At 73.8% G+C, this 21,055-nt stretch carries 16 protein-coding genes; 8 read left to right on the top strand and 8 right to left on the bottom strand.

All coding sequences use genetic code 11. The annotated features are described in order from the left end of the window. Positions 1 to 86: 86 nt before the first annotated feature. From FHN55_RS14440 to FHN55_RS14420, 5 genes are read right to left on the bottom strand one after another with little or no spacing between them, the layout of a single operon-like run. Positions 87 to 551 (bottom strand): molybdenum cofactor biosynthesis protein MoaE, encoded by a 465-nt coding sequence (locus FHN55_RS14440; RefSeq protein ID WP_139713023.1) that lies wholly within the window; start codon positions 549 to 551, stop codon positions 87 to 89. Beyond that, positions 548 to 1,444: a DUF4031 domain-containing protein gene (locus tag FHN55_RS14435; RefSeq protein WP_139713022.1), complete on the bottom strand. Its 897-nt coding sequence runs from the start codon at positions 1,442 to 1,444 to the stop codon at positions 548 to 550. The genes FHN55_RS14440 and FHN55_RS14435 overlap by 4 nt, the downstream gene beginning before the upstream one ends. A gap of 41 nt (positions 1,445 to 1,485) precedes the next feature. Next, positions 1,486 to 2,325 (bottom strand): carbohydrate ABC transporter permease, encoded by an 840-nt coding sequence (locus FHN55_RS14430; protein ID WP_139713021.1) that lies wholly within the window; start codon positions 2,323 to 2,325, stop codon positions 1,486 to 1,488. After that, a complete protein-coding gene (locus tag FHN55_RS14425) occupies positions 2,325 to 3,335 on the bottom strand; it encodes a carbohydrate ABC transporter permease (RefSeq protein WP_139713020.1) in 1,011 nt (336 codons plus the stop codon). The genes FHN55_RS14430 and FHN55_RS14425 overlap by 1 nt, the downstream gene beginning before the upstream one ends. A 1-nt stretch (position 3,336) precedes the next feature. Continuing rightward, positions 3,337 to 4,620 (bottom strand): ABC transporter substrate-binding protein, encoded by a 1,284-nt coding sequence (locus FHN55_RS14420; protein ID WP_139713019.1) that lies wholly within the window; start codon positions 4,618 to 4,620, stop codon positions 3,337 to 3,339. Positions 4,621 to 4,752: 132 nt separating this feature from the next. On the opposite strand from FHN55_RS14420, the gene FHN55_RS14415 reads away from it, so the two are divergent. From FHN55_RS14415 to FHN55_RS14405, 3 genes are all read left to right on the top strand, one after another. Then, complete coding sequence (locus tag FHN55_RS14415) at positions 4,753 to 5,547, top strand: DeoR/GlpR family DNA-binding transcription regulator (RefSeq protein ID WP_139713018.1); 795 nt, start codon at positions 4,753 to 4,755, stop codon at positions 5,545 to 5,547. Positions 5,548 to 5,591: 44 nt separating this feature from the next. Continuing rightward, positions 5,592 to 8,732, top strand: coding sequence for a glycoside hydrolase family 38 C-terminal domain-containing protein (locus FHN55_RS14410; protein WP_139713017.1), 3,141 nt, complete (start codon positions 5,592 to 5,594; stop codon positions 8,730 to 8,732). A gap of 75 nt (positions 8,733 to 8,807) precedes the next feature. Next, entirely contained in the window at positions 8,808 to 10,187 is a 1,380-nt protein-coding gene (locus FHN55_RS14405) for an alpha-L-fucosidase (RefSeq protein WP_139713016.1), read from the top strand. A 59-nt stretch (positions 10,188 to 10,246) separates the two neighbouring features. Here the strand turns inward: FHN55_RS14405 and FHN55_RS14400 are convergent, their stop codons facing one another. Next, the gene (locus FHN55_RS14400) at positions 10,247 to 11,638 is read right to left on the bottom strand and encodes a 6-phospho-beta-glucosidase (protein WP_139713015.1); all 1,392 of its coding nucleotides are present in this window, start codon (positions 11,636 to 11,638) and stop codon (positions 10,247 to 10,249) included. Continuing rightward, positions 11,635 to 12,414, bottom strand: coding sequence for a DeoR/GlpR family DNA-binding transcription regulator (locus FHN55_RS14395; RefSeq protein WP_139713014.1), 780 nt, complete (start codon positions 12,412 to 12,414; stop codon positions 11,635 to 11,637). Before FHN55_RS14395 ends, FHN55_RS14400 begins: the two co-directional genes overlap by 4 nt. A gap of 95 nt (positions 12,415 to 12,509) precedes the next feature. On the opposite strand from FHN55_RS14395, the gene FHN55_RS14390 reads away from it, so the two are divergent. Continuing rightward, entirely contained in the window at positions 12,510 to 13,493 is a 984-nt protein-coding gene (locus tag FHN55_RS14390) for a carbohydrate kinase family protein (protein ID WP_139713013.1), read from the top strand. 7 nt (positions 13,494 to 13,500) lie between these two features. Here FHN55_RS14390 and FHN55_RS14385 read toward each other — a convergent pair whose 3' ends face one another. Next, positions 13,501 to 16,578 (bottom strand): glycoside hydrolase family 2 TIM barrel-domain containing protein, encoded by a 3,078-nt coding sequence (locus tag FHN55_RS14385; protein WP_139713012.1) that lies wholly within the window; start codon positions 16,576 to 16,578, stop codon positions 13,501 to 13,503. Between the two features lie 187 nt (positions 16,579 to 16,765). On the opposite strand from FHN55_RS14385, the gene FHN55_RS14380 reads away from it, so the two are divergent. From FHN55_RS14380 to FHN55_RS14365, 4 genes are read left to right on the top strand one after another with little or no spacing between them, the layout of a single operon-like run. Continuing rightward, positions 16,766 to 18,043: an ABC transporter substrate-binding protein gene (locus FHN55_RS14380; protein WP_139713011.1), complete on the top strand. Its 1,278-nt coding sequence runs from the start codon at positions 16,766 to 16,768 to the stop codon at positions 18,041 to 18,043. Then, a complete protein-coding gene (locus FHN55_RS14375; protein ID WP_257571007.1) occupies positions 18,040 to 19,074 on the top strand; it encodes a carbohydrate ABC transporter permease in 1,035 nt (344 codons plus the stop codon). The genes FHN55_RS14380 and FHN55_RS14375 overlap by 4 nt, the downstream gene beginning before the upstream one ends. Beyond that, entirely contained in the window at positions 19,071 to 19,916 is an 846-nt protein-coding gene (locus FHN55_RS14370) for a carbohydrate ABC transporter permease (protein WP_218974669.1), read from the top strand. The genes FHN55_RS14375 and FHN55_RS14370 overlap by 4 nt, the downstream gene beginning before the upstream one ends. A gap of 21 nt (positions 19,917 to 19,937) precedes the next feature. Then, a complete protein-coding gene (locus FHN55_RS14365; RefSeq protein WP_257571006.1) occupies positions 19,938 to 20,951 on the top strand; it encodes a LacI family DNA-binding transcriptional regulator in 1,014 nt (337 codons plus the stop codon). The last annotated feature ends 104 nt before the right edge of the window (positions 20,952 to 21,055 follow it).

Genomic DNA, 21,055 nt, shown 5'->3' with positions numbered 1-21,055 from the left:
CACCTCCCCCGTCACATCCGTCACACCAGTCACGGATGACGGTAGGGAGGTGGAGGGCGCAGATCACGCAGGCGCGCCGGAGGACCTCAGGGGCAGGCGACCCACTCGTCGGAGCCGTCGGCGAGGAACTGGTGCTTCCAGACGGGCAGCCGCTCCTTCACCTCGTCCACGAGCGCCGCGGCCGCGGTGAAGGCCTCACCCCGGTGCGCGGCGGAGACGGCCACCGCGAGCGCCACCTCCCCCACGGCGAGCGGCCCGGTCCGGTGGGAGACCGCGACGGCGTCCACGGGATGGGCCGCGGTGACGTCGGCGACCACCTCCGCGAGCACGCGCGGGGCCGTCGGGTGCGCCACGTAGACGAGGCGGTCCACCGCGGAGCCGTGGTCGTGGTCGCGCACGACGCCCGAGAACGTCACCACGGCGCCGGCGGCGCGGCTGCCGACCAGCGCGGCGTGCTGCTCGACGTCGAGGGGCTCCTCGGTGACGGCGGCCAGCGCCACGCGGCGGGCGGGCTCGTCGAGGCGGTCGTGCGCGCCGGTCGCAGCAGTCACGTGGCCAGCGTAGGTCGCTCGTCGAGGTCCGCACCGTCGTCGAGGTCGCCGCACTCCACCAGGGCGGCCCCCGCCGCGCGGAGGTAGGGCCCCGCGCCGCGGTCGCCCCGGGCCGCCGCCGCGGCCGCGGACCAGTGCGCGCGCCCGAGGAGCACGGGGTGGCCGGGGCGCCCCCCGTAGGTGGCCCGGGCCAGCGCCGAGGGGGTGGGGCGCGCGGTCCGGACGGCGCCGAGCACCCGGCGCACGACCTCGGGCCGCAGGCCCGGGGTGTCGACCAGCGCCACCAGCGCCGCCGCCACCGGCGGCTCCTGGGCGGCCAGCGCGGCCAGGCCCGTCCGCAGGGACGCGCTCATGCCGTCCGCCCAATCGGGTGCGACGACGACGGCGACCGCGCCGTCGGCGGGCACCAGCTCGCGCGCGCTCTCGGCCTGTGCCCCGAGCACCACGAGCACCCGGTCGCAGCCGCCCTGGCGCAGCGCGCGGACGCGCTGGACCAGCCACGGCTCGCCGTCGTCGTCGCGCGCCAGCGCCTTCGGACCGCCGAAGCGGGTGCCCGCGCCGGCGGCCAGCAGGACGGCGGTGGTGCCGGACGGGTCCGGCCAGTCCGGCGGCTGCCGGCGCGCGCCGCCGACCTTGGCCCGCTGCGTCACGCGCAGCCCGGAGGCGATGAGCCGGCGGGTCAGCTCGCGCCCGCCCACCTGCTCGGCGCCGGCGGCGACGAGCGCGGGGACCAGGGCGTCGGGCACGTCGTAGTGGTCAGCGTCGAAGCTGCGGGCGGGCACCCCGGCAGCCCGCGCGAAGGCGTGCAGCTCCTCCAGGGAGGTGTCGCTGACCAGGTGCGCCCACAGGCGGCCGTGCGCCGGCCAGCGCGCGTCGTCGACCAGCACCGCCACCCCAGGAGGCTACGTCCGCGCGCTCGGCCGCGCGGGACGCGTCACTTCACGGCGCCCGCGACGCCGTCGGCGACGAACCACCGGGACAGGAAGAGGAACGCCACCATGATCGGGATGACGGCCAGGAGGGCTCCGGCCATGACCATGGAGTAGTCGGTTCCGAAGCTGACGTTGAGCTGCGCCAGCGACGTCTGCAGCGTCTGCACGCCGGGGTCGACCAGCACGATGAGGGGCCACACGTAGTCGTTCCACGCGGCGACGAAGGTGTAGATGGCGAGGAAGGCCAGACCGGGCCGCGCCGTGGGCAGCGCCACGTGCCACCACTGCCGGAAGAAGCCGCAGCCGTCCATGCGCGCCGCGTCGAGCACCTCGTCGGGCACGGAGGTGGACATGTACTGCCGCATCCAGAAGACGCCGAAGGCGTTGGCGGTCGCCGGCAGCACGAGCGCCTGGAGCTGACCGACGAACCCGAGCTCACGCATGATGATGAACTGCGGGATCAGCGAGAGCTGCGCAGGCAGCATGAACAGCAGCAGGAGCATCCCGAACAGCACCCGCCGCCCCGGGAAGTCGAACTTCGCGAAGGCGAAGGCAGCCAGGGAGTCCAGGGTGAGCACGGCGACCGTGGTGACGACGGCGACGAGCGCGGTGTTGGCCAGCGCCCCCCAGAAGTCGATCCGGGAGAAGACGTTCTGCACGTTCTCCACCAGGTGCGGGCCGGGCACGAGCTTCGGCGGCGTCGAGAAGATGTCGCGCGTGGTGTTGGTGGCCATGACCACCGACCAGTAGAAGGGGAAGAGCGCCACCACGACGCCGACCCACAGCAGCAGGTGCGGCACCAGGGCGCGGCGGCGTGCCGCGAGGCGAGCGCGGTCGGCCATCAGGAGTCCTCTCCGGTGCGGGCGAGGCGGAAGTTGATGACCACGAAGGCGAGCACCACGGCGAAGACGCCGAGCGCGATCGCTGCGCCGTAGCCGTAGTCGTTGTTGTTGAAGGCCTGCTGGTAGAAGTACAGGACCATCGTCAGCGCGCCCTGGCCCGGCCCGCCGGAGTTGGGGTTCACGGCCGTGTTGGACCCGAAGAGCACCTGGGGCTCGGTGAAGGTCTGCAGCGTGGTGATGGTCGAGATCACCGTGGTGAAGAGGATGACGGGCCGCAGCAGCGGCAGGGTGATGGAGAAGAAGCAGCGGACCGGACCGGCGCCGTCGAGCGCCGCGGCCTCGTAGACGTCACCGGGGATGGCCTGCATCCCGGCCAGGTACAGGACGGCGTTGTAGCCGCACCACTGCCAGGTGATGAGCACGGCCACCACCACCTTCATCGCCCACGGGTCGCTCAGCCACGGCACGCCTCCGAGGCCCACCGCCCCGAGGAGCTGGTTGACCAGCCCGAACTGCTCGCTGAACAGGGCCCCGAAGAAGAGCGTCACCGCCACGATCGACGTGACGTTGGGCAGGAAGAACGCCAGCCGGTAGAAGGCCTTGAGGCGCGTGACGCTGTTGATCATCGCGGCGATGACGAGGGCCAGGCCCAGCATGGGGAACGTGCCCAGCACCCAGATGACGAGGGTGTTGAAGAGGGCCCTGCGGAAGGTGGCGTCCTGCACGAGGAACTCGAACTGCCGCAGCCCGACGAACTCCGAGGCGCCGATGCCGCCGAGCACGCTGTACTTCTGGAACGACAGCCACACCGAGAAGCACACGGGGATGATGACGAAGACGCCGAAGAGCACGAAGAACGGCGCGATCGCCAGGTAGACCGGGGCGAGCCGCTGCTGCGACCCGCCCCGTCGGGCGGGGAGCGGGCGGAGCGCCCTGCGGCGCCGCCCCCTCCCCGCCGCTGCTGCCGCGGCCCCGGGGCCGGCGGCACCCGAGGGCGCGGTGAGCGTCATCTCACTGCACGCCCGCGCGGTCGGCGACCTGCTTCGCGGCGGCCACCGCGTCCGTCCACGCCGCGGCGGGGTCCTTGCCGCCCTCGACGTTGGACAGCTCCGTGTAGTACGGCGCCGCGATGGCAGCGTTGTTCGGGTCGTCGTAGACGGTGGGCAGCTGCTCGGCCGCGGGCCCGAAGACGTCGATGGTCGCCTGCCCTCCGTAGAAGTCCTGCCCCGCCGTGAGCGCCGGCAGCGAGTAGGCCGCGGTGGTCGCGGGGAAGACGCTCGCGTCGGTGAAGCTGATCGCCGCGTTCTCCGGCGTGAGCAGCGTCTTGATGTAGTCGAAGGCCGCCTGCGGGTTGCGGCAGGCGGTGGTCAGGGCGAGGAAGGAGCCGCCGATGTTGGCCGGCCCGGCGGGGGTGCCGGTGACGCGCCACTTCCCGGAGGTGTCGGGGGCGCCGCTGGCGATGTCGAGGCCGAACCAGGCCGGGCCCACGTGGCCGCCGACGGTGCCGGCGGCGAGGGCCTGGTTGTACCCGGTGGCGTCGAAGAGGGCTGCGGAGACGCCGTCGGTGTGGCTGCGGACGGCGAGGTCCCACGCGCCCCTGACGGCGTCGCCGTCACCGGCCCACGCACCGGCCTTGGTGACGAAGGTCTCCGGCTGCTGCGCCAGCGCCACGGCGAAGACGTCGGTGCTGTTGCGGATGGAGGCAGCACCGGTGGCCGCCTTGACCGTCTTGGCGGCCTGGAACCAGCCGTCCCAGGTGGCCACGAGCTGGCCGGCCGCCGCGGGGTCGGTCGGCAGACCGGCCTGGGCCCACTGGTCCTCGCGGTAGTAGGTGGCGGTGGGGCCCAGGTCGATCGGCAGACCGATCTGCTTGCCGTCCGCGGTGGTGGCCGCCGCGTACTTGGCGGCCGCGAACGAGGACGCGATGTCCTCGGCGCCCAGGTCGTTGAGGTCCAGGAACGCCTCGGCCTGCGCGAGGAAGGACGGCATGTCCTCGCCCTTGACGCCGGTGATGTCGGGCACGGACTGCCCCGAGGAGAGCGTGGTGGTGAGGCGCTGCTTGAAGTCGCCGCCGATGATCGACGGGGTGATCTCCACCGTGCTCGCCACCGAGGCGGCGACGTCGTCGACGACCTTCTCGGAGATGGCGCCCGACCAGATCCAGAAGGCGAGCTCCTCGCCGTCACCCCCACCGCCGCCGGCGGAGCCGCTGGACCCGCAGGCCGTCAGCGCTCCCGTGCCGGCCAGGCCGAGCAGGCCGGAGGTGAGGAGGAAGGACCTGCGGGACACGTTCACGGGGACGCTCCTGGGGTGAGCCGGCGCTGGCCGACCGCCGCGCACGCTTCTGAAGGATTCTGAAGGAGTTTGGCGATCCGTGGGGGGAAGTTAGCCTTCACGTGAAGAAGTCCGCAAGGTACTGTCCGGAACATGCTCGCCGAGCGCCGTCAGCAGATGATCCTCAGCATCGTCCGTTCCGACGGGCCGGTGTCGATCACCGCGCTCGTCGACAGGCTCGGGCAGAGCGCCGCCACCATCCGGCGGGACCTCATCGCCCTCGACGAGGAGGGGCTGCTCAAGCGCGTGTACGGCGGCGCGGCTCCTCTTCCCGAGGAGCGCGACGAGCCCTTCGCCCAGGTCGCCGACGTCCGCGTGCCCGAGAAGCAGGCCCTGGCCGCCGCGTGCGCCGAGATGGTGCAGGACGGCCAGACCGTGCTGCTCGACATCGGCACCACCGCCCACCAGGTGGCCACCCACCTGCACGGGCGCCAGATCACCGTCGTCACCACGAACATGGCCGTCTTCGACGAGCTCCGCGACGACGACGCCGTCGAGCTGGTCGTCCTGGGAGGCGTCCACCGGCGCCAGTACCGCTCCCTGGTCGGCTTCCTCGCCGAGGACGCGCTGCGCCAGGTGCGCGCCGACGTGCTGGTCCTGGGCACCAGCGGCATCGCCCCCGACGGGTCCGTGATGGACACGACCATCGTCGAGGTGCCCATCAAGCGCGCCATGATCGCCGCGAGCGAGCGCGTGGTCCTGGCGGCCGACGCCTCCAAGTTCCCCGGCTCCGGCGTGGCCCGCGTGTGCGACGCCTCCGCGCTCGACGTCGTCGTCACCGAGGAGGGCGCGGACCCCGCCACCTGCGCGGCGCTGGAGGCCGCCGGGGTCGAGGTCCGCCGCGCGCACGTCGCCGCCGGGACCCCCAGTCGCCTCACCGCGGTCTGAGAAGACCGGCCCATCCGCCTGAGAACCACCGACCGAGGAGTCCCGTGCACGACGACACCCGCCACGTTGCGAAGCGCGTCGAGCGCATCCTGCTCGAGCGCATCGTCCCTGCGGTCTACCGCGAGACCACCCCGCTGCAGATGGCCGTGTGGCACGTGCCCGGTGAACCGGTGCCCGTGGCCGAGGCCCTGAGCGCCACCTACGAGCCGTTCACCACGGGGACCCGCTGGGGACGGCCGTGGTCGACCAGCTGGTTCCGCCTCACCGGCGAGGTGCCGGCGGCCTGGGCGGGGCAGCGCGTCGAGGCCGTCATCGACCTCGGCTTCGTGGGCGACTGGCCGGGCAACCAGGCCGAGGGCCTCGTGCACACCGCCGACGGCGTGCCGGTCAAGGGCGTCGCGCCGCGCAACCAGTACGTGCCGATCGCCCGCCCGGCCACCGGCGGCGAGCAGGTCGACCTCCTGCTGGAGGCCGCCGCCAACCCCGACATCCTCGCCAAGGGCATGCTCCCCACGCCGCTGGGGCACCCGGACACGGCGGGCTCGGACCCGATCTACACCTTCGAGAAGGCTGACCTCGCCGTCCTCGACGAAGAGGTCTACGCCCTCCAGCTGGACGTCGAGGTGGCCCGCGAGCTGGCCGAGGAGCTGGCCGTGGGCGACCCCCGCCGCGCCGAGCTGCTCTTCGCCCTCGAGCGCTGCGTCGACGCGCTCGACCTCGCCGACGTCTCCAGAACCGCCTCCGCGGCGCGCGCCGCCCTCGCCCCGGCGCTCGCCAAGCCCGCCACCGCCAGCGCCCACGTCGTCTCCGCCGCGGGCCACGCCCACATCGACTCCGCGTGGCTGTGGCCGCTGCGCGAGACGATGCGCAAGAACAGCCGCACCTTCTCCAACGTGGCGGCGCTGGCCGAGGAGTACCCCGACCTCGTCTTCGCCTGCTCCTCCGCGCAGCAGTACGCGTGGACGCAGGAGCGCTACCCGGTGGTCTTCGAGCGCATCAAGAAGGCCATCGCCGCCGGCACCTGGGCCCCCGTGGGCGGGCAGTGGGTCGAGGCGGACGGCAACCTGCCCGGCGGTGAGGCCCTCGCGCGGCAGATCGTGGTGGGCACGAAGTTCTTCCGCGAGCAGCTGGACGTGGAGCCGCACGGCGTCTGGCTGCCGGACTCCTTCGGCTACACCGCCGCCTACCCGCAGCTGGCGCGCCTGGCCGGCTTCGACTGGTTCCTCACCCAGAAGATCTCCTGGAACGAGACCAACACGTTCCCCCACCACTCGTTCTGGTGGGAGGGCATCGACGGGTCGAGGATCTTCACGCACTTCCCGCCCGCCGACACCTACAACGGCAACTTCGACGGCGCCGAGCTCGCGCACATCGTCAAGAACTTCCAGGACAAGGGGCGCGCGACCACGTCGCTGTACCCGTTCGGGCACGGCGACGGCGGTGGCGGCCCCACCCGCGAGATGGTGGAGAAGGCGCGCCGCACCGCCGACCTCGAGGGCAGCCCCCGCGTGGTCATCGAGCACCCGGACGACTTCTTCGCGAGGGCGCAGGCGGAGTACGTCGACGCTCCGGTCTGGTCCGGCGAGCTGTACCTCGAGCTGCACCGCGGCACCTACACGTCCCAGGCGCGCACCAAGCGTGGCAACCGCCGCAGCGAGCACCTGCTGCGCGAGGCGGAGCTGTGGGCCACCGCCGCCGCCGTGGGAGCCGGTGCGAGCTACCCCGAGGCCGACCTCGACGCGCTGTGGAAGACGGTGCTGCTGCACCAGTTCCACGACATCCTCCCCGGCTCCTCCATCGCGTGGGTGCACCGCCAGGCCGAGGAGACCTACGGTCGCGTGGCCGCCGAGCTGGGCGCCCTCGTGGAGGGGGCCGCGGCGTCGCTGGCCTCGGGTGGGGGCCTGTCTCTGCTGAACACCGCCCCGCTGCCCTTCCGGGGCGTGGCCCTGCTCCCGGCCGGGACCTCCGGTCCCGACGACGGCGAGAGCGGCCAGCGCCTCGCCGACGGGCGCACCGCCGTGCTGGCGGCGGTCGACGCGCAGTCGGCCTCGCCGCTGGGTGCCGGCGACGTCGCCGTCCTCGGCGTGAGCGTCGAGCGGGACGAGCCCGGAACCGTGCTCGACAACGGCGTGCTGCGCGTCGTCGTCGACGGCGACGGGCTGCTGCCGTCCATCACCGACGTCACCACCGGCCGCGAGCTCGTGGCGCCCGGGCACCGGGCCAACCTCCTGCAGCTGCACACCGACTTCCCCAAGTACTGGGACGCGTGGGACGTCGACGCGCACTACCGCCGCCAGGTGGTCGACCTGGTCTCGGCGGAGTCGGTCGAGGTCGTCGACGCCGGCCCGCTCGTCGCGTCCGTGAAGGTGGTCCGCACCTTCGGCGAGAGCCGCGTGGAGCAGCTGCTCGTGCTGCGCGCCGGCTCGGACCGCCTCGAGGTGGAGACCGAGGTCGACTGGCACGAGCGCGAGAAGATGCTCAAGGCCGCCTTCCCGCTGCACGTGCACGCCGACCGGTTCTCCTCCGAGATCCAGTTCGGGCACGTCGCGCGCCCCACGCACACCAACACCAGCTGGGACGCCGCCCGCTTCGAGGTGGCGGCGCACCGCTGGGTGCACGTCGCCGAGCCGGGCTTCGGCGTCGTCGTCGCGAACGACTCCACCTACGGCCACGACGTCACCCGCTCCGCGACCGGCGGCGGCCCCGGCCAGCCCGCCGTGACGGCCACCACCGTGCGGCTGTCGCTGCTGCGCGCTCCCCGTGTGCCCGACCCCGAGGCCGACCAGGGCACCCACCGCTTCACCTACGCGGTGGCGCCCGCCGCCACGCCGCGCGAGGCGCTGCGCCACGGGTACGAGCTGAACCTGCCCGTGCGCGCCGTGGCGGGCGCGGTGTCCGTGCCGTCCGTGGCGGCGACGACGAGCGGCGACGCCCTGGTCGAGTCGGTGCGCCTGGCCGACGACGGGTCCGGCGACGTGCTGCTCCGCGTCTACGAGCCGACGGGCGCGAGCACGTCGAGCACGCTGCGGCTGGGCTTCCCGTCGGCGTCGGTGCACGTGGCCGACCTGCACGGGACCGCCCTGACCGGCGAGCGCGCCGAGGAGCTGCCCGTCTCCGGCGCCGGCGACGTCCAGCTGCTGCTGGGCCCGTTCCAGGTGCTGACCCTGCGCGTCCGGCGCCCCTGATCCAGCGACCGGGTCCGTCGCCCCCCCAGCCGGGCCCGGTCGCTGCTCCACCCCCGTCCGTCCGGAGGCTCCTCGATGGCCATGTTCGACCCCGCCGCCCAGCGGCCCGCCGCGTACCAGCGGTTCGTCCGGCCGGTGCCGGAGTGGTTCACCGACGCCGGGCTGGGGATCTTCGTGCACTGGGGCGCCTACTCCGTACCGGCCTGGGCCGTGCCCCTGGGCGAGCACGGGAGCCACCACGACGACTGGTTCCTCGAGAACCCCTACGCCGAGTGGTACGCCAACACCATCCGCATCCCGGGCTCCCCCGCGGCCCAGCACCACCGCGAGGTCTTCGGCGATGTCCCCTACGACGACCTGCTGGACCGGTGGCACGCCGAGGCCTTCGACCCCGACGCGCTGGTGGCCCTGTTCGCCCGCGCCGGCGCCCGCTACGTGGTGCCCACCACCAAGCACCACGACGGCATCACGCTGTGGGACGCCCCGGGCACCGGCACGCGCAACACCGTGGCGCGAGGCCCGCGGCGCGACCTGGTCCGCGAGTTCGAGCGGGCGACGAGGGCGGCGGGGCTGCGCTTCGGCGTGTACTACTCCGGCGGCCTGGACTGGCACGCCGCCGACACGGGCCCGATCTGGGACGCCGACGACGACTCCGGCGCCCGCCCGCTGGGCGCCGAGTACGCCGCCTACGCCACCGAGCACGTGCGGGACCTCATCGAGAGGTACGCCCCCGACGTGCTGTGGGGCGACATCGACTGGCCCGACGCCGGCAAGCCCGAAGGCCCGCTGTCCTTCACGCACCTGCTCGACCTCTTCTACGCCACCAACCCCGAGGGCGTGGTCAACGACCGGTGGGGCCTCACCCACTGGGACTTCCGCACCAGCGAGTACCAGGCCGGCACGGCCCTCGAGGGTGAGCAGGCGTGGGAGAACTGCCGCGGCACAGGCCTGTCGTTCGGCTACAACCGCAACGAGGGCCCCGAGCACAGCCTCGACGGCCCGGCCGCCGTGAGGCACCTCGTGGACGTGGTCTCCCGCGGCGGCAACCTGCTGCTCAACGTCGGTCCGGACGCCGCCGGGAGGGTGCCGGAGCTCCAGCGGCAGTGCCTCGAGGGGCTCGCGGACTGGATGGCGGTGAACGGCCGTGCCGTGCACGACACGCGGCCGCTCCCTCCGGGCGTCGCGGCGAGCGGTGAGGAGCCGTGGGTGCGGTGGACGGCGAGCCGTGACGGCGAGCACGCCTTCGCCGTCGTCGACGACGGCGCTGACCGGGAGATGCGGCTGGCGGCTCGGGCCGACGCGCTGCAGCTCGGCGGCGCCCGGCTGCTGGGCGGCGGCCCCGTGGGCGTGCGCGCTGTGGACGGCGGCGTCGTCGTCGACCTCCCGGCGCGTTCCGACCTGCCGCACGCCCCCGCCGGCCCCCTCGTCGTGGAGGTCCCCCTCCGTCACCCCTGACCGTGATCATGGGTTTCCGGAGCGCGTCTGCTCGGGAAGCCCATGATCACAGAGGGTCCTCAGCAGGTGTGCGCGGCGCCTGACGTCGCGGCCAGCGCGGCGGCGACCTCGGGGATCTCCCGCGTGTAGCCGTCGAGCAGGGCCCTGGCGCGCGGCAGCGACTGCACGAGCGGGTGCAGGGCGAACGCCTTCTCCGCCTGGGTGCGCGAGCCGGACAGCGCCGCGTCGATCGTGTACCGCTCGCACGCCTTGAGCTGCTGCATGAGGCCCAGCTGGTGCAGGTCGGGCTGCGTCACCTGCTGGGTGACCATGCCCTGTGCCGACACGCGCACGGGGACCTCGACGACCGCGTCCACCGGCATCCCCGGGAGTGTGCCGCCGTTGCGGACGTTGAGGATGAGCGTGGCGGGCTCGTCGCGGGCCACGGCGCGCATCACCGACAGCGCGACACCGGCGTAGCCGTCGTCGCCCTGGAAGGGGCTGTCCTCGGCGTCGGCGACGTGGTCGTCGGGCTTGGCCTCGGCCATGTACGTGGCGCTGCGCGCGGCGGAGGTGTCCTGCCAGAGCTGCCACGGGTCGTCGGCGCCGCGGACCTTCGTGAAGAAGTCGGCCTGGTCGACCACGAGCTGCTCCCCGCGGGTGCGGGGCCGCTCGAGGATGGCGGGCACCGCGTCGCGGTTGCAGTAGTAGTAGTAGAGGTACTCGTTGGGGATGGTCCCCAGCATGCGCAGCGCGTCGACGCCGAAGACGGCGCCCTCCTCCAGGGAGCCGAGCAGCGCGTCGTCGGCGAGCACCCGGGGCAGCACGTCCTCGCCGCGGTGGAGCACGCGGCGCAGCCAGCCCAGGTGGTTCAGGCCGGCGTAGTCGAGCTGCACCTCGCGCGGGGGGATGCCGAGGCCGGCGGCGATGCGCCGCCCCAGGCCCGAGGGGGTGTCGCAGATGCCCACGGCGCGGTCGCCCAGCACCCGCTGCAGCGCCTCGGTGATCATGCCGGCCGGGTTGGTGAAGTTGATCATCACGGCGTGCGGCGCCACGGCGGCGACCCGCTCGGCGATCGCCGTCATCACCGGCACCGTGCGCAGGCCGTAGGAGATGCCACCGGGGCCCACGGTCTCCTGGCCGAGCAGGCCCAGGGACAGTGCCACGCGCTCGTCGGCCACACGGCCCGCCAACCCGCCGACGCGGATCGCCGAGAAGATGAAGTTGGCGTCGGCGAGGGCGACGTCGAGGTCGGTGGTGGCGTGCACGACAGGGACCGAGCTCGCGCCAGCGCCGGCCTCGACGGCGTGGCGCGCGGCGGAGGCGAGGATGGCGCGCACCGCCTCGAGGCGGTCGGCGCCGACGTCGTAGAGCCACACCTCGGTGATGCGGGGGCTGCCCGAGTCGGCCAGGAGCGCGCGGTAGACGTCGGGGACCCGGAACCCGCCGCCGCCGACGATGGTGAGCTTCACGCCACGACCACGCGTCCGCCGGCCGCGGTGACGCGGCCGAGGGCCTCGGCCGGGGCGCCTGCGGTGGTGACGAGCACGTCGACGGCGTCCAGCGAGGTCGTCTGCAGCGAGCCCGTGCCCGGGAACTTCGCGTGCGACGCCAGCAGCACGGTCTGCGTTGCAGCGGCCAAGAGGCCCTCCTTCGTCGGTGCCTCGACCGACATGTCGTCGACGACCCGGCCATCGGGTCGCACTCCGGTGCAGGACAGGACGGCGACGTCGCAGCTGACGCTGGCGAGCGCCTGCAGGGTCAGCGCGCCGACCAGTGTCTGGAAGTTGCGGCGGACGGTGCCGCCGAGCAGGACGAGGTCGACGGCGGGGTCGTCGCGGAGCTCGTCGAGGACGGCGAGGTTGCTCGTGATGACGGTGACGGGCCGCCCCGCCAGGTGGCGCGCGACCAGCGGCGTCGTCGTCCCGATGTCCAGGGCGACGACGGCGCCGTCGGGGATGAGCGCTGCGGCCGCACGGCCCAGGGCGGCCTTGAGGTCGGCGTCGGCCTGGGCGGTGGTGGCGTAGGGGTGCTCGAGAGCACCGTCGGACGTCCGGTCGGCAGCGCGGTCCAGGACGACGGCGCCGCCGTGCGTGCGGCGGAGCTCACCGCTGGCTCCGAGCTGCTGGAGGTCGCGGCGGACGGTGGAGGGGCTGACCTGCAGGGCCTCGGCGAGGTCGTTGACGGAGGCGAAGCGGTCGGCGTCGAGGCGCTCGAGGATCTGCTCGCGGCGCTGGCGCGTCTGCACGGAAGCAGTCAACCGCAGTGCTCACTTTCGGTCAACATGCCCGACGGGCGCCCATACCTGCGCGAAAGCGCGCAGGTGTGCCAGGATCGCGCACCATGGCGCAGCCCACCGACGTCGACCTGGCCTTCCTCGGCCCCGTCTACCTCGACCTCGTCATGGGCGGGGTCAGCGCGCTGCCCGCCCTCGGCAGCGAGGTCTACGCGACCTCGCTCGACGTCAGCCCCGGCGGCACCGCCACCCGTGCGGTCGCCGCGGCGCGGGTGGGCGCGCGGACGGCGCTGCTCACCCGGTTCGGCACCGACGAGTGGGGCGACCGGCTCGTCACGGCGCTGGCCGCCGAGCCGGGCCTCGTGCTCGACGGGGCGGAGCGAAGCGAGGCGGTGGGGACGCCGGTGTCCGTCGCCGTCGTCGCCGGTGGGGACCGGACGTTCGTCACCCACGAGGAGCCCCGCTGGCGCCAGCTCACCCAGCAGCCCGGCCCCCGGCGCCTGCCGCGCGCGCTGCACGTGGACGTCTCCGCGCCCGTGCCGCTGTGGGTCGGGGGCCTGCGCCAGCGCGGCTGCACCGTGGTCGGCGGCATCGGCTACGTCGACACCCCCGGCTGGGGCGCGCAGGTGCGCTCGCACCTCGCCGACGTCGACGTCTTCGTCCCCAACGACGACGAGGCGCAGCGCGCCACCGGCGCAGCGTCACCCGAGGAGGCTGCCGGCTCGCTGGCCGAGCACGTGGGGCTGGCGGTGGTGACGCGCGGCGCGCGCGGCGTGGTGGCGTGCGACGGAGCGGCGCGCGTGGAGGTCGGCGGCGCTGGACGGCCCGAGCTGGGCGACCTGTTCGACGCGCCGGTCGTCGACACGACGGGCGCCGGTGACGTCTTCGTGGCCACCTTCATGGCTGCGGGGCTCCAGCCGTGGTCCCTGCGCCAGCGGCTCCAGGCCGCGGTGGTGTGCTCGGCGCTGTCGGTGCGCCGGGCCGGTGGGGCGAGCAGCGCCCCCACCCGCGCGGACCTGCGCGCGTGGTGGGGGCAGCTGCCGTCCGAGGGCCGCTCGGCGCTGGAGCACCTCGAGGCCTGGACCGCCTGAGCGCCGCTCAGGCGGGCAGCTCCCGCAGGACCACGGAGAACGAGCGCTCGGCCGGGTGCAGCACGTACTGGGGCAGCACGGCGGGTCCGCAGGAGGCGGTGCCCGTGCCGTGCAGCGCGGCGTCGAGGGTCACCACGAGGTCCGGCCCCGGCACGAGCTCGGCGTCGTGCCGGGCCGCGGCCAGCTGCTCGGTGGTCCAGCGGCGGGCGGTGAAGCCCGTGGTCGGGGCGCCCTCCACGCGCAGGCCCGGCGTGCGCGGGCTCCCGAACGGCTCGCCACCGGTCAGCTCCAGCCAGCGCACGTCGGCGCGGTGCCCGTTCTCCTGCGGCATGACGTACGGCGTCTGCAGCTCAGCCACCGATGCGCTGAACCGCCCCACCCGGGCCGCCAGGCCCGTGTCGGGGTAGGCCTCGCCGGGCCCGCGGCCGAACCAGGTGGCCCGGTCGAGGGCACGGGGCAGGTGCAGGCGGACGCCGAGGCGCGGCCACGGCAGCGACTGCTCGCCCTGCGGCTCGACGTGCACGTCCAGTCGGACCGCGGCGCCACCGGAGGAGTCGGCCTCGAGCGCGGTCCACCGGAAGGTGGCGAGCACGCCGTGGTCGTGCAGCGGCGGCGCCACGCGCGTGGTCACCACGAGCGAACCGCCGTCGAGGTGGACCCCGCGCACCTGGTGGGTCAGCTGGTGGAGCCCGGCCTCGCGCCAGGCGTCGGCGACCTTCCCGTTCTCGCCCTCGTCGTTGTCGGTGGGCGCGCGCCACAGGTCCAGGCGCAGCCCGTGCACCGGCAGCCCGCCGAGGCGGTGCAGCGCGCCGGAGCGGGCGTCGAACAGGGCGCCCCCCAGCGCCACGTCGGACCCCCGCCGCACGGGTGCGGTGCCCTGCGCCGCGCCCGAGGACGCCGACGGGAGCACGTCAAGCGCCACCTGTCCGGAGCCGAGCACGTGCCCGGCGGCGGCCCACGGCTCGTCCTTGCGGGAGGTGGCCGTCACCGTGATCCACCGTTCCGGCTGTCGACCGGTGCCGCCGCGCGCCGGGACGAGGGCCTCCGCCGGCAGCGCGACCTCGGCGGACTGCCAGGGCCCGAGGTCCGGGGTGACGAGCTCGCCGCTGGCGACCTCCTCGCCGTCGTCCTCCCTCACCCACCGCAGGGAGGTGGCGGTGAGGTCCCGCACGTCGTAGCGGTTGGTGATCCTCACGGCGGGAGCGCTGGGGCTCCCTGCAGGCTCGACCTTCACCGGCGCGTAGGCGACGGCCACGTCGAGCAGGCCCGGCGAGGGGGTGCGGTCGGGGAAGAGGAGGCCGTCAGCCACGAAGTTGCCGTCGTGCGTCACCTCGCCGAAGTCGCCGCCGTACGCCCAGCGCTCGCGACCGTCAGCGACCTGGCGCAGGCCGTGGTCGATCCACTCCCACACGAAGCCGCCCATGACCCGGTCGGAGGACTCGAAGAGGTCCTGGTACTCCGCGACGCCGCCCGGGCCCAGGCCCATGGCGTGCACGTACTCGCACTGCACGAACGGCAGGCGGCGGCGGCGCGCATCGGCGGCGTCGTCGCGCGGGCCGGCGGTCTGCCCGTCCTGCTCCATGGCCTCGTCGCTGCCCAGGTGCGCCTCGGCGCCGCGGGCGATGCGCTCGACCTCGGCGTGGGAGGCGTACATGCGGCTGTAGACGTCGACGTCGTGGTAGCCCCAGTCGTGCTCGTAGTGCAGGGGCAGCCCGGTGCCGACCTCGCGGGCGGCGCGCGCCATGGCGCTCAGGTTGCGCCCGACGCCGCTCTCGTTGCCGAGCGACCACATGACGACGCTGGCGTGGTTCTTGTCGCGGTGCACCGTGCGGACCATCCGGTCGACCATGGGCGCCTCCCACGCCGGGTCGTCGGAGGGGTTGCGGCGCCAGCCGGTGAACCAGAAGCCGTGCGTCTCGAGGTCGCACTCGTCCACGACGTAGAGCCCGTGCTCGTCGCACAGGTCGAGGAAGCGCGGGTGCGGCGGGTAGTGGCTGGTGCGGACGGCGTTGACGCCGTGCTGCTTCATGAGCAGCACGTCGGCGAGGTCCTCGGCGGGCGTGGTGGAGCGGCCGCGGTCGGCTGAGACCTCGTGCCGGTTCACGCCCCGGAGGAGCGTGCGGGCGCCGTTGACCGTGAAGACGTCCCAGTCGCCGGTGGTGGACGGGACGATCGCGACGGTCTTGAAGCCGATGCGCAGGCGCACGCGCTCGGTGGCGGTGGCCACCTCGGCGTCGTAGAGGCGCGGCGACTCCGCGCTCCAGGGGTCGACGGGGACCACGGCCTCCTCGCCCGGCGCGAGGTCGAGGCCCAGCTCGGGGACGAGCACGCGGGCGCCGTCGGCGTCGGTGGTGACCTCGACGCGCAGGGAGCCGGTGCCGGTGGCGTGGTCGTACCCGGCGTGCACGTGGACGTCGTCCACACCGCCGGCGGGGCGCCCCAGCAGGCGCACCTCGCGGAAGATCCCCGACAGCCACCACATGTCCTGGTCCTCCAGGTAGGAGCCCGAGGACCACTGGTGCACGCGGACGGCCACCACCGCGTGCTCGCCGGCGGAGGGGAGGTGGTCGGTGACGTCGAACTCCGACACCAGGCGCGAGCCGACGGAGCGGCCCACCTCGGTGCCGTCCACCCAGACCCGGAAGGCGGAGTCGACGCCCTCGAAGCGCAGCACCGCACGGCCCCCGGCCGCTACGACGGCGGCGAGGTCGTCGGGGACGACGACGACGGCGCGGTGGTCACCGGTGGCGTTCTCGTCGGGAACGAACGGCGGGTCGACGGGGAAGGGGTACTGCACGTTGGTGTACGCGGGGCGGCCGTAGCGCCCGTCGGTGTTCTGCGGCGCCAGCTGCCAGTGGCCGGGCACGGCCAGCAGGTCCCAGGCCGAGTCGTCGAAGCCGGGTCCGGCGAAGGACTCCTCGACGTCGGCGCGCGGGCTCCAGCGGAAGCGCCAGTCACCGGACAGGTCCAGCTCGGGGGCGTCCGAGCGCAGCGCGGCGCGCGCCGGCAGCACCCCCTGCGCCGGGTCGTGCTGCTCGAACCAGTGGGGCCGCGACGCTGCGGGCCCGGCGTTGTTAGCGCTCACGGACCCACTCTGCCCGACGCGGTCCTCCAGGCGGAAGCCCGCAGGACACGAAGCGGTCACGAACCGACGACGAGGGGACGGCGCTTCTCGGAAGTGCTTGACGGTGGGTCTGTTATCGCTAACATCCTCGGCACCGAGCGACGCTGCTCGAGTGCGCAACGCTGCGCCTCACACACCAGGAGCCGACATGGTCACCACCCCGAAGGGCCTCAGCCGCCGCACCCTCCTCGCCGTCCTCGGCTCCGCCGCCGTGACCGCGCCCCTGCTGTCCGCCTGCGGCGGCAACGACGGTGGCACCGGCGGGTCGGGCGGCTCGGGCGGGAGCGACGGCCTGTCGCAGTGGTTCCACCAGTACGGCGAGGAGGGCGTCGAGGAGGCGGTCAAGGCGTGGGCCGCGGCCTACACCGCCAGCAAGATCACGGTGAACTGGGTCCTGGGCGACTACGCGCCCAAGCTGCAGTCGCGCCTGACCGCGGGCAGCGGCGTGGACCTCTTCGAGAACAACGCCATCGACGTCGCCTCCGCGCGCGCCGGCCAGTACGCCGACCTCACCGACATCATGGAGCCGGCCAAGTCCCAGTTCAGCGAGACCTCGCTGAAGGTCGTCACCATCGACGGCAAGATCTACGGCATCCCGATGATCAGCGACCCGCAGCTGCTCTTCTACCGCCCGAGCATGCTGGCCAAGGCCGGCATCTCCGAGCCCAAGACCTTCGACGACCTCATCGCCGCCGGCATCGAGCTCACCGGCGGGAACCAGAAGGGCCTCTGGCTCGGCAACGACGGCGGCGCCGGCGTCATCAAGGGCGCGGCGGCCGCCAGCGGTGGCGGCCTGCTCACCGACGGCGACAAGAAGGTGAACTTCGCCACCGCCGACGTCGCCAGCGCCCTCACCAAGCTCAAGGAGGCCAACGACAAGCAGGCCGTCCTGCTGGGCTCCCCCACCGACTGGTGGGACGCGACCTCCTTCAACGCCGGCCTGGCCGCCATCACCTGGCAGGGCATGTGGGCGGTGCCGACCATGGTCAAGGCCCTCGGCGACGACGTCGCCGCCATGGCCGTCCCGGCCTTCGGCAGCGGCAAGCCCGTCGTCATGGTCTCCGGGTGGAACATGCAGGTGGCCGCGAAGGCCTCCGACGTCGACGCCGCCAAGGCCGCCGCCAAGGCCCAGTGGATCGACGACACGGAGTTCCAGACCTCGTTCTCGGTGGACTTCGGCTTCCACATCCCGCCGCAGACGTCGGTCGCCTCGGCCACCACCCAGCTGGGCAGCGGCCCCGCCAAGACGTGCGTCGACGCCGCGACCCAGTACGGCTACGCCGCGGGCCCGTTCTGGACGCCGGCCATGGAGACGGCCTTCAACGACGCCGCGGTGAAGATCATCACGAGCGGCGCCGACGCCACCAGCACGCTGCAGGCCGCCGCCCAGACCGCCCAGCAGACCCTCGACTCGCTGAACCAGTGAGCACCACCACCCCCCGCCGGGCGCAGGACGCGCCCGGCGGGGGCGCCCCCCGGGGCGGCGCGCGCGTCGCGTCCGCTCCGCGCCAGCGCCGCGCCGGTTCGGCACTGCCCGGCACGAACCGGGCCTTCTGGACCCTCGTCACCCCCTTCTTCGCGGGTCTCGCGGTCTTCTCCGTGCTCCCGATCCTGTGGAGCGCCTACCTCAGCCTGACCGAAGCGCGCGGCTCCCTGACCCCGGTGCGCTTCGTCGGCGTCGACAACTACCTGCGCTTCCTCACCGACCAGGCGTTCATCCAGAGCCTGGTCACCTTCGGGGTCTTCGCCGTCTTCATCGTCCCCGTGACCATGGCCTGCTCCCTGGGACTGGCGCTGCTGCTCCACGAGCTGCCGGCCGCCCAGGCGCTGCTCCGCTCGGTCTTCTTCATCCCGCTCGCCTGCTCCTACGTGGTGGCCTCGCTGGTCTGGAAGCTGGGCCTGTTCAGCGGGCTCCCCTCCGGCGTGGCCAACACGGCCCTCGCCGCGGTGGGCCTGGACCCGATCAGCACCTGGCTCGCGCAGTCGCCGTACTGGTGGGTCGTGCTCGTCACCGTGCGCCTGTGGCTGCAGATCGGCTTCTACATGCTGCTCTTCCTCGCCGGTCTCCAGCGCATCCCCAGGACGATGTACGAGGCGGCCTCCATCGACGGGCTCTCCGCGGGTCCGCGCCGCTTCTTCTCCATGACGTGGCCGCAGCTGCGGCCCACCGTCGCGGCCGTGCTGCTGCTCCTGCTCGTCGCCGCCTTCCAGGCCTTCGACGAGTTCATCAACCTGCTGCCCAGGAACCCCGACACCCGGCCCCCGCTGGTCTACCTCTACCAGGTGGCCCTCGGCGGTGACCGCGACTTCGGCCTGGGCTCGGCGGGCTCCCTCATCCTCACGGCGATCATGGTGGTGGTGGCCCTGGGCCAGAACTACTTCTTCGGCTTCGCCGCCGCGGAAGACCGCACGAAGCGACGCTCGCGCCGCGCCCGCCGCACCGGAGCCCCCTCGTGACCGGCGTCCGCGGCCCAGCTGCCGGGGCTCTGCTGGCACTGCGCTACGCCGTGCTGGCCGTGCTCGCGCTGCTGTTCCTGCTGCCGTTCTACGTCATGGTCAAGACGGCGGTCTCCTCCCCGGCGGACGTCGCCTCCCAGACGTTCGTCCTGTGGCCGTCCCAGCCCGACTGGAGCGCCTTCGGGCGGGTGCTGGAAGACCCGTCCTTCACCACGGCCATCCTCACGAGCAGCCTGATGGCCGTCTCCATGACCGTGGGCCAGATCGCGATCGCGGCGATGGCCGGCTACGCCCTGGCGCGCATCCCGCACCGGCTCGGGCAGCCGCTCTTCGCGCTGACGGTGCTCATGCTGCTCATCCCGGCCGCCACCACGTTCCTGCCCAACTTCATCATCGTGGCCAAGCTCGGCTGGGTCGACTCCCTCCAGGGCCTGGTGGTGCCTACGCTGTTCAGCGCCTTCAACGTCTTCCTCTTCCGCCAGTTCTTCCTGGCGTTCCCCAAGGAGCTGGAGGAGGCGGGCAAGCTGGACGGCCTCGGCCACCTGGGGGTCTTCGTGAGGATCGTGGTGCCCAACTCGCTGGCCTTCGCCTCGGCGCTGACGGTGCTGGGCTTCGTGGGCGCGTGGAACGCGTTCCTGTGGCCGCTCGTGGTCGCCGGCAGCGGAAGCGGCGCGCTCACCGTCCAGGTGTACCTGTCGCAGTTCCTCACGGCGCAGACCTTCGACTACACCGGCCTGTTCGCCGCGGCCCTGCTCTCCCTGGTGCCGGTGCTGCTCGTCTTCGTGGTGCTGCAGCGCTGGCTCGTGCGGGGCGTCGCCGAGACCGGCATGGGCGGGGCCTGAGTGTCACCGCGGCCGAGGGGGGTGCGGCGCAGCGACCGCCCCTCCCTGGCCGACGTCGCGCAGGCGGCCGGCGTCTCGGCGCAGACCGTCTCCCGCGTGGTCAACGGTCACGAGGGGGTCGTCCCCGAGACGCGCGCCCGCGTGCTCGAGTCCCTCAAGGCCATCGGCTACCAGCCCAACACCGCGGCGCGTGCGCTGGCCACCGGCCGCTACGGGGCCATCGGCGTGCTGGTCTTCTCCGTCTCGCGCCTGGGTGACGTCCGCTCCCTGTCGGGCATCACCCAGGCCGCGGGCCGCGCCGGCCGCGCCATCCAGCTGCTGAGCCTGGAGGAGGCCACGGCGGCCCGGGTCGACAGCGGCATCGCCGCGCTGTCCGCCTCGGAGGTCGACGGCCTGGTGCTCGTCGAGGCGGACCTGCTGGAGCGCTTCGACGTGGCGGTGCGGCCCGGGCTGCCGCTGGTCACCACCGACGCCGTCCCCGGCCCCTTCCCCAGCGTCGACACCGACCAGGCGGCCGGCGCCCGTGCGGCGGTCGAGCACCTGCTGGCGCTGGGGCACCGCACCGTGCACCACCTCGCGGGACCGGCGACCAGCCGGGCGGCGCAGGTGCGCGCCCGCACCTGGGAGGAGGTGCTGCGCGAGGCGGGCCGGCCCGTGCCGCCGCCCGTGGTGGGCGACTGGACCTCGGCCTCGGGCCACCGGGCCGGGCACCTGCTCGCCGGCCTGCCCGACGGGGAGGTGACGGCGGTCTTCAGCGCCAACGACCAGATGGCGCTGGGGCTGCTGCGCGCTCTGCACGAACGGGGACGGCGGGTGCCCCAGGACGTCTCGGTGGTCGGCTTCGACGACGTCGCCGAGGCCGGCGACTACTGGCCGCCGCTGACCACCGTCCACCAGGACTTCGAGACCGTCGGCGAGCACTGCGTGCGGATCCTGCTGGAGGAGATCGCCCACCCCGGCAGGCACCGCACCGGCACCACCGTGGTCCCGGTGCACCTGGAGCTGCGGGCCTCCACCGCTCCGCCCCCCGCCTGAACCCGCGGACACCTGCACTCGCGCACCCCAGTGCGCCTTCCGGCCCCCTTGAACGCGCACTGGGGTGCCCGAGTGCGGGAGAGGCCGAGGAGGGCGCGGACGAC

Source organism: Streptomyces sp. NP160, from assembly GCF_006335115.1.
GTDB lineage: Bacteria > Actinomycetota > Actinomycetes > Actinomycetales > Quadrisphaeraceae > Quadrisphaera.
The sequence above is the reverse complement of the archived record's forward strand: the minus strand, read 5'-3'. Positions and strand labels throughout refer to the sequence as shown.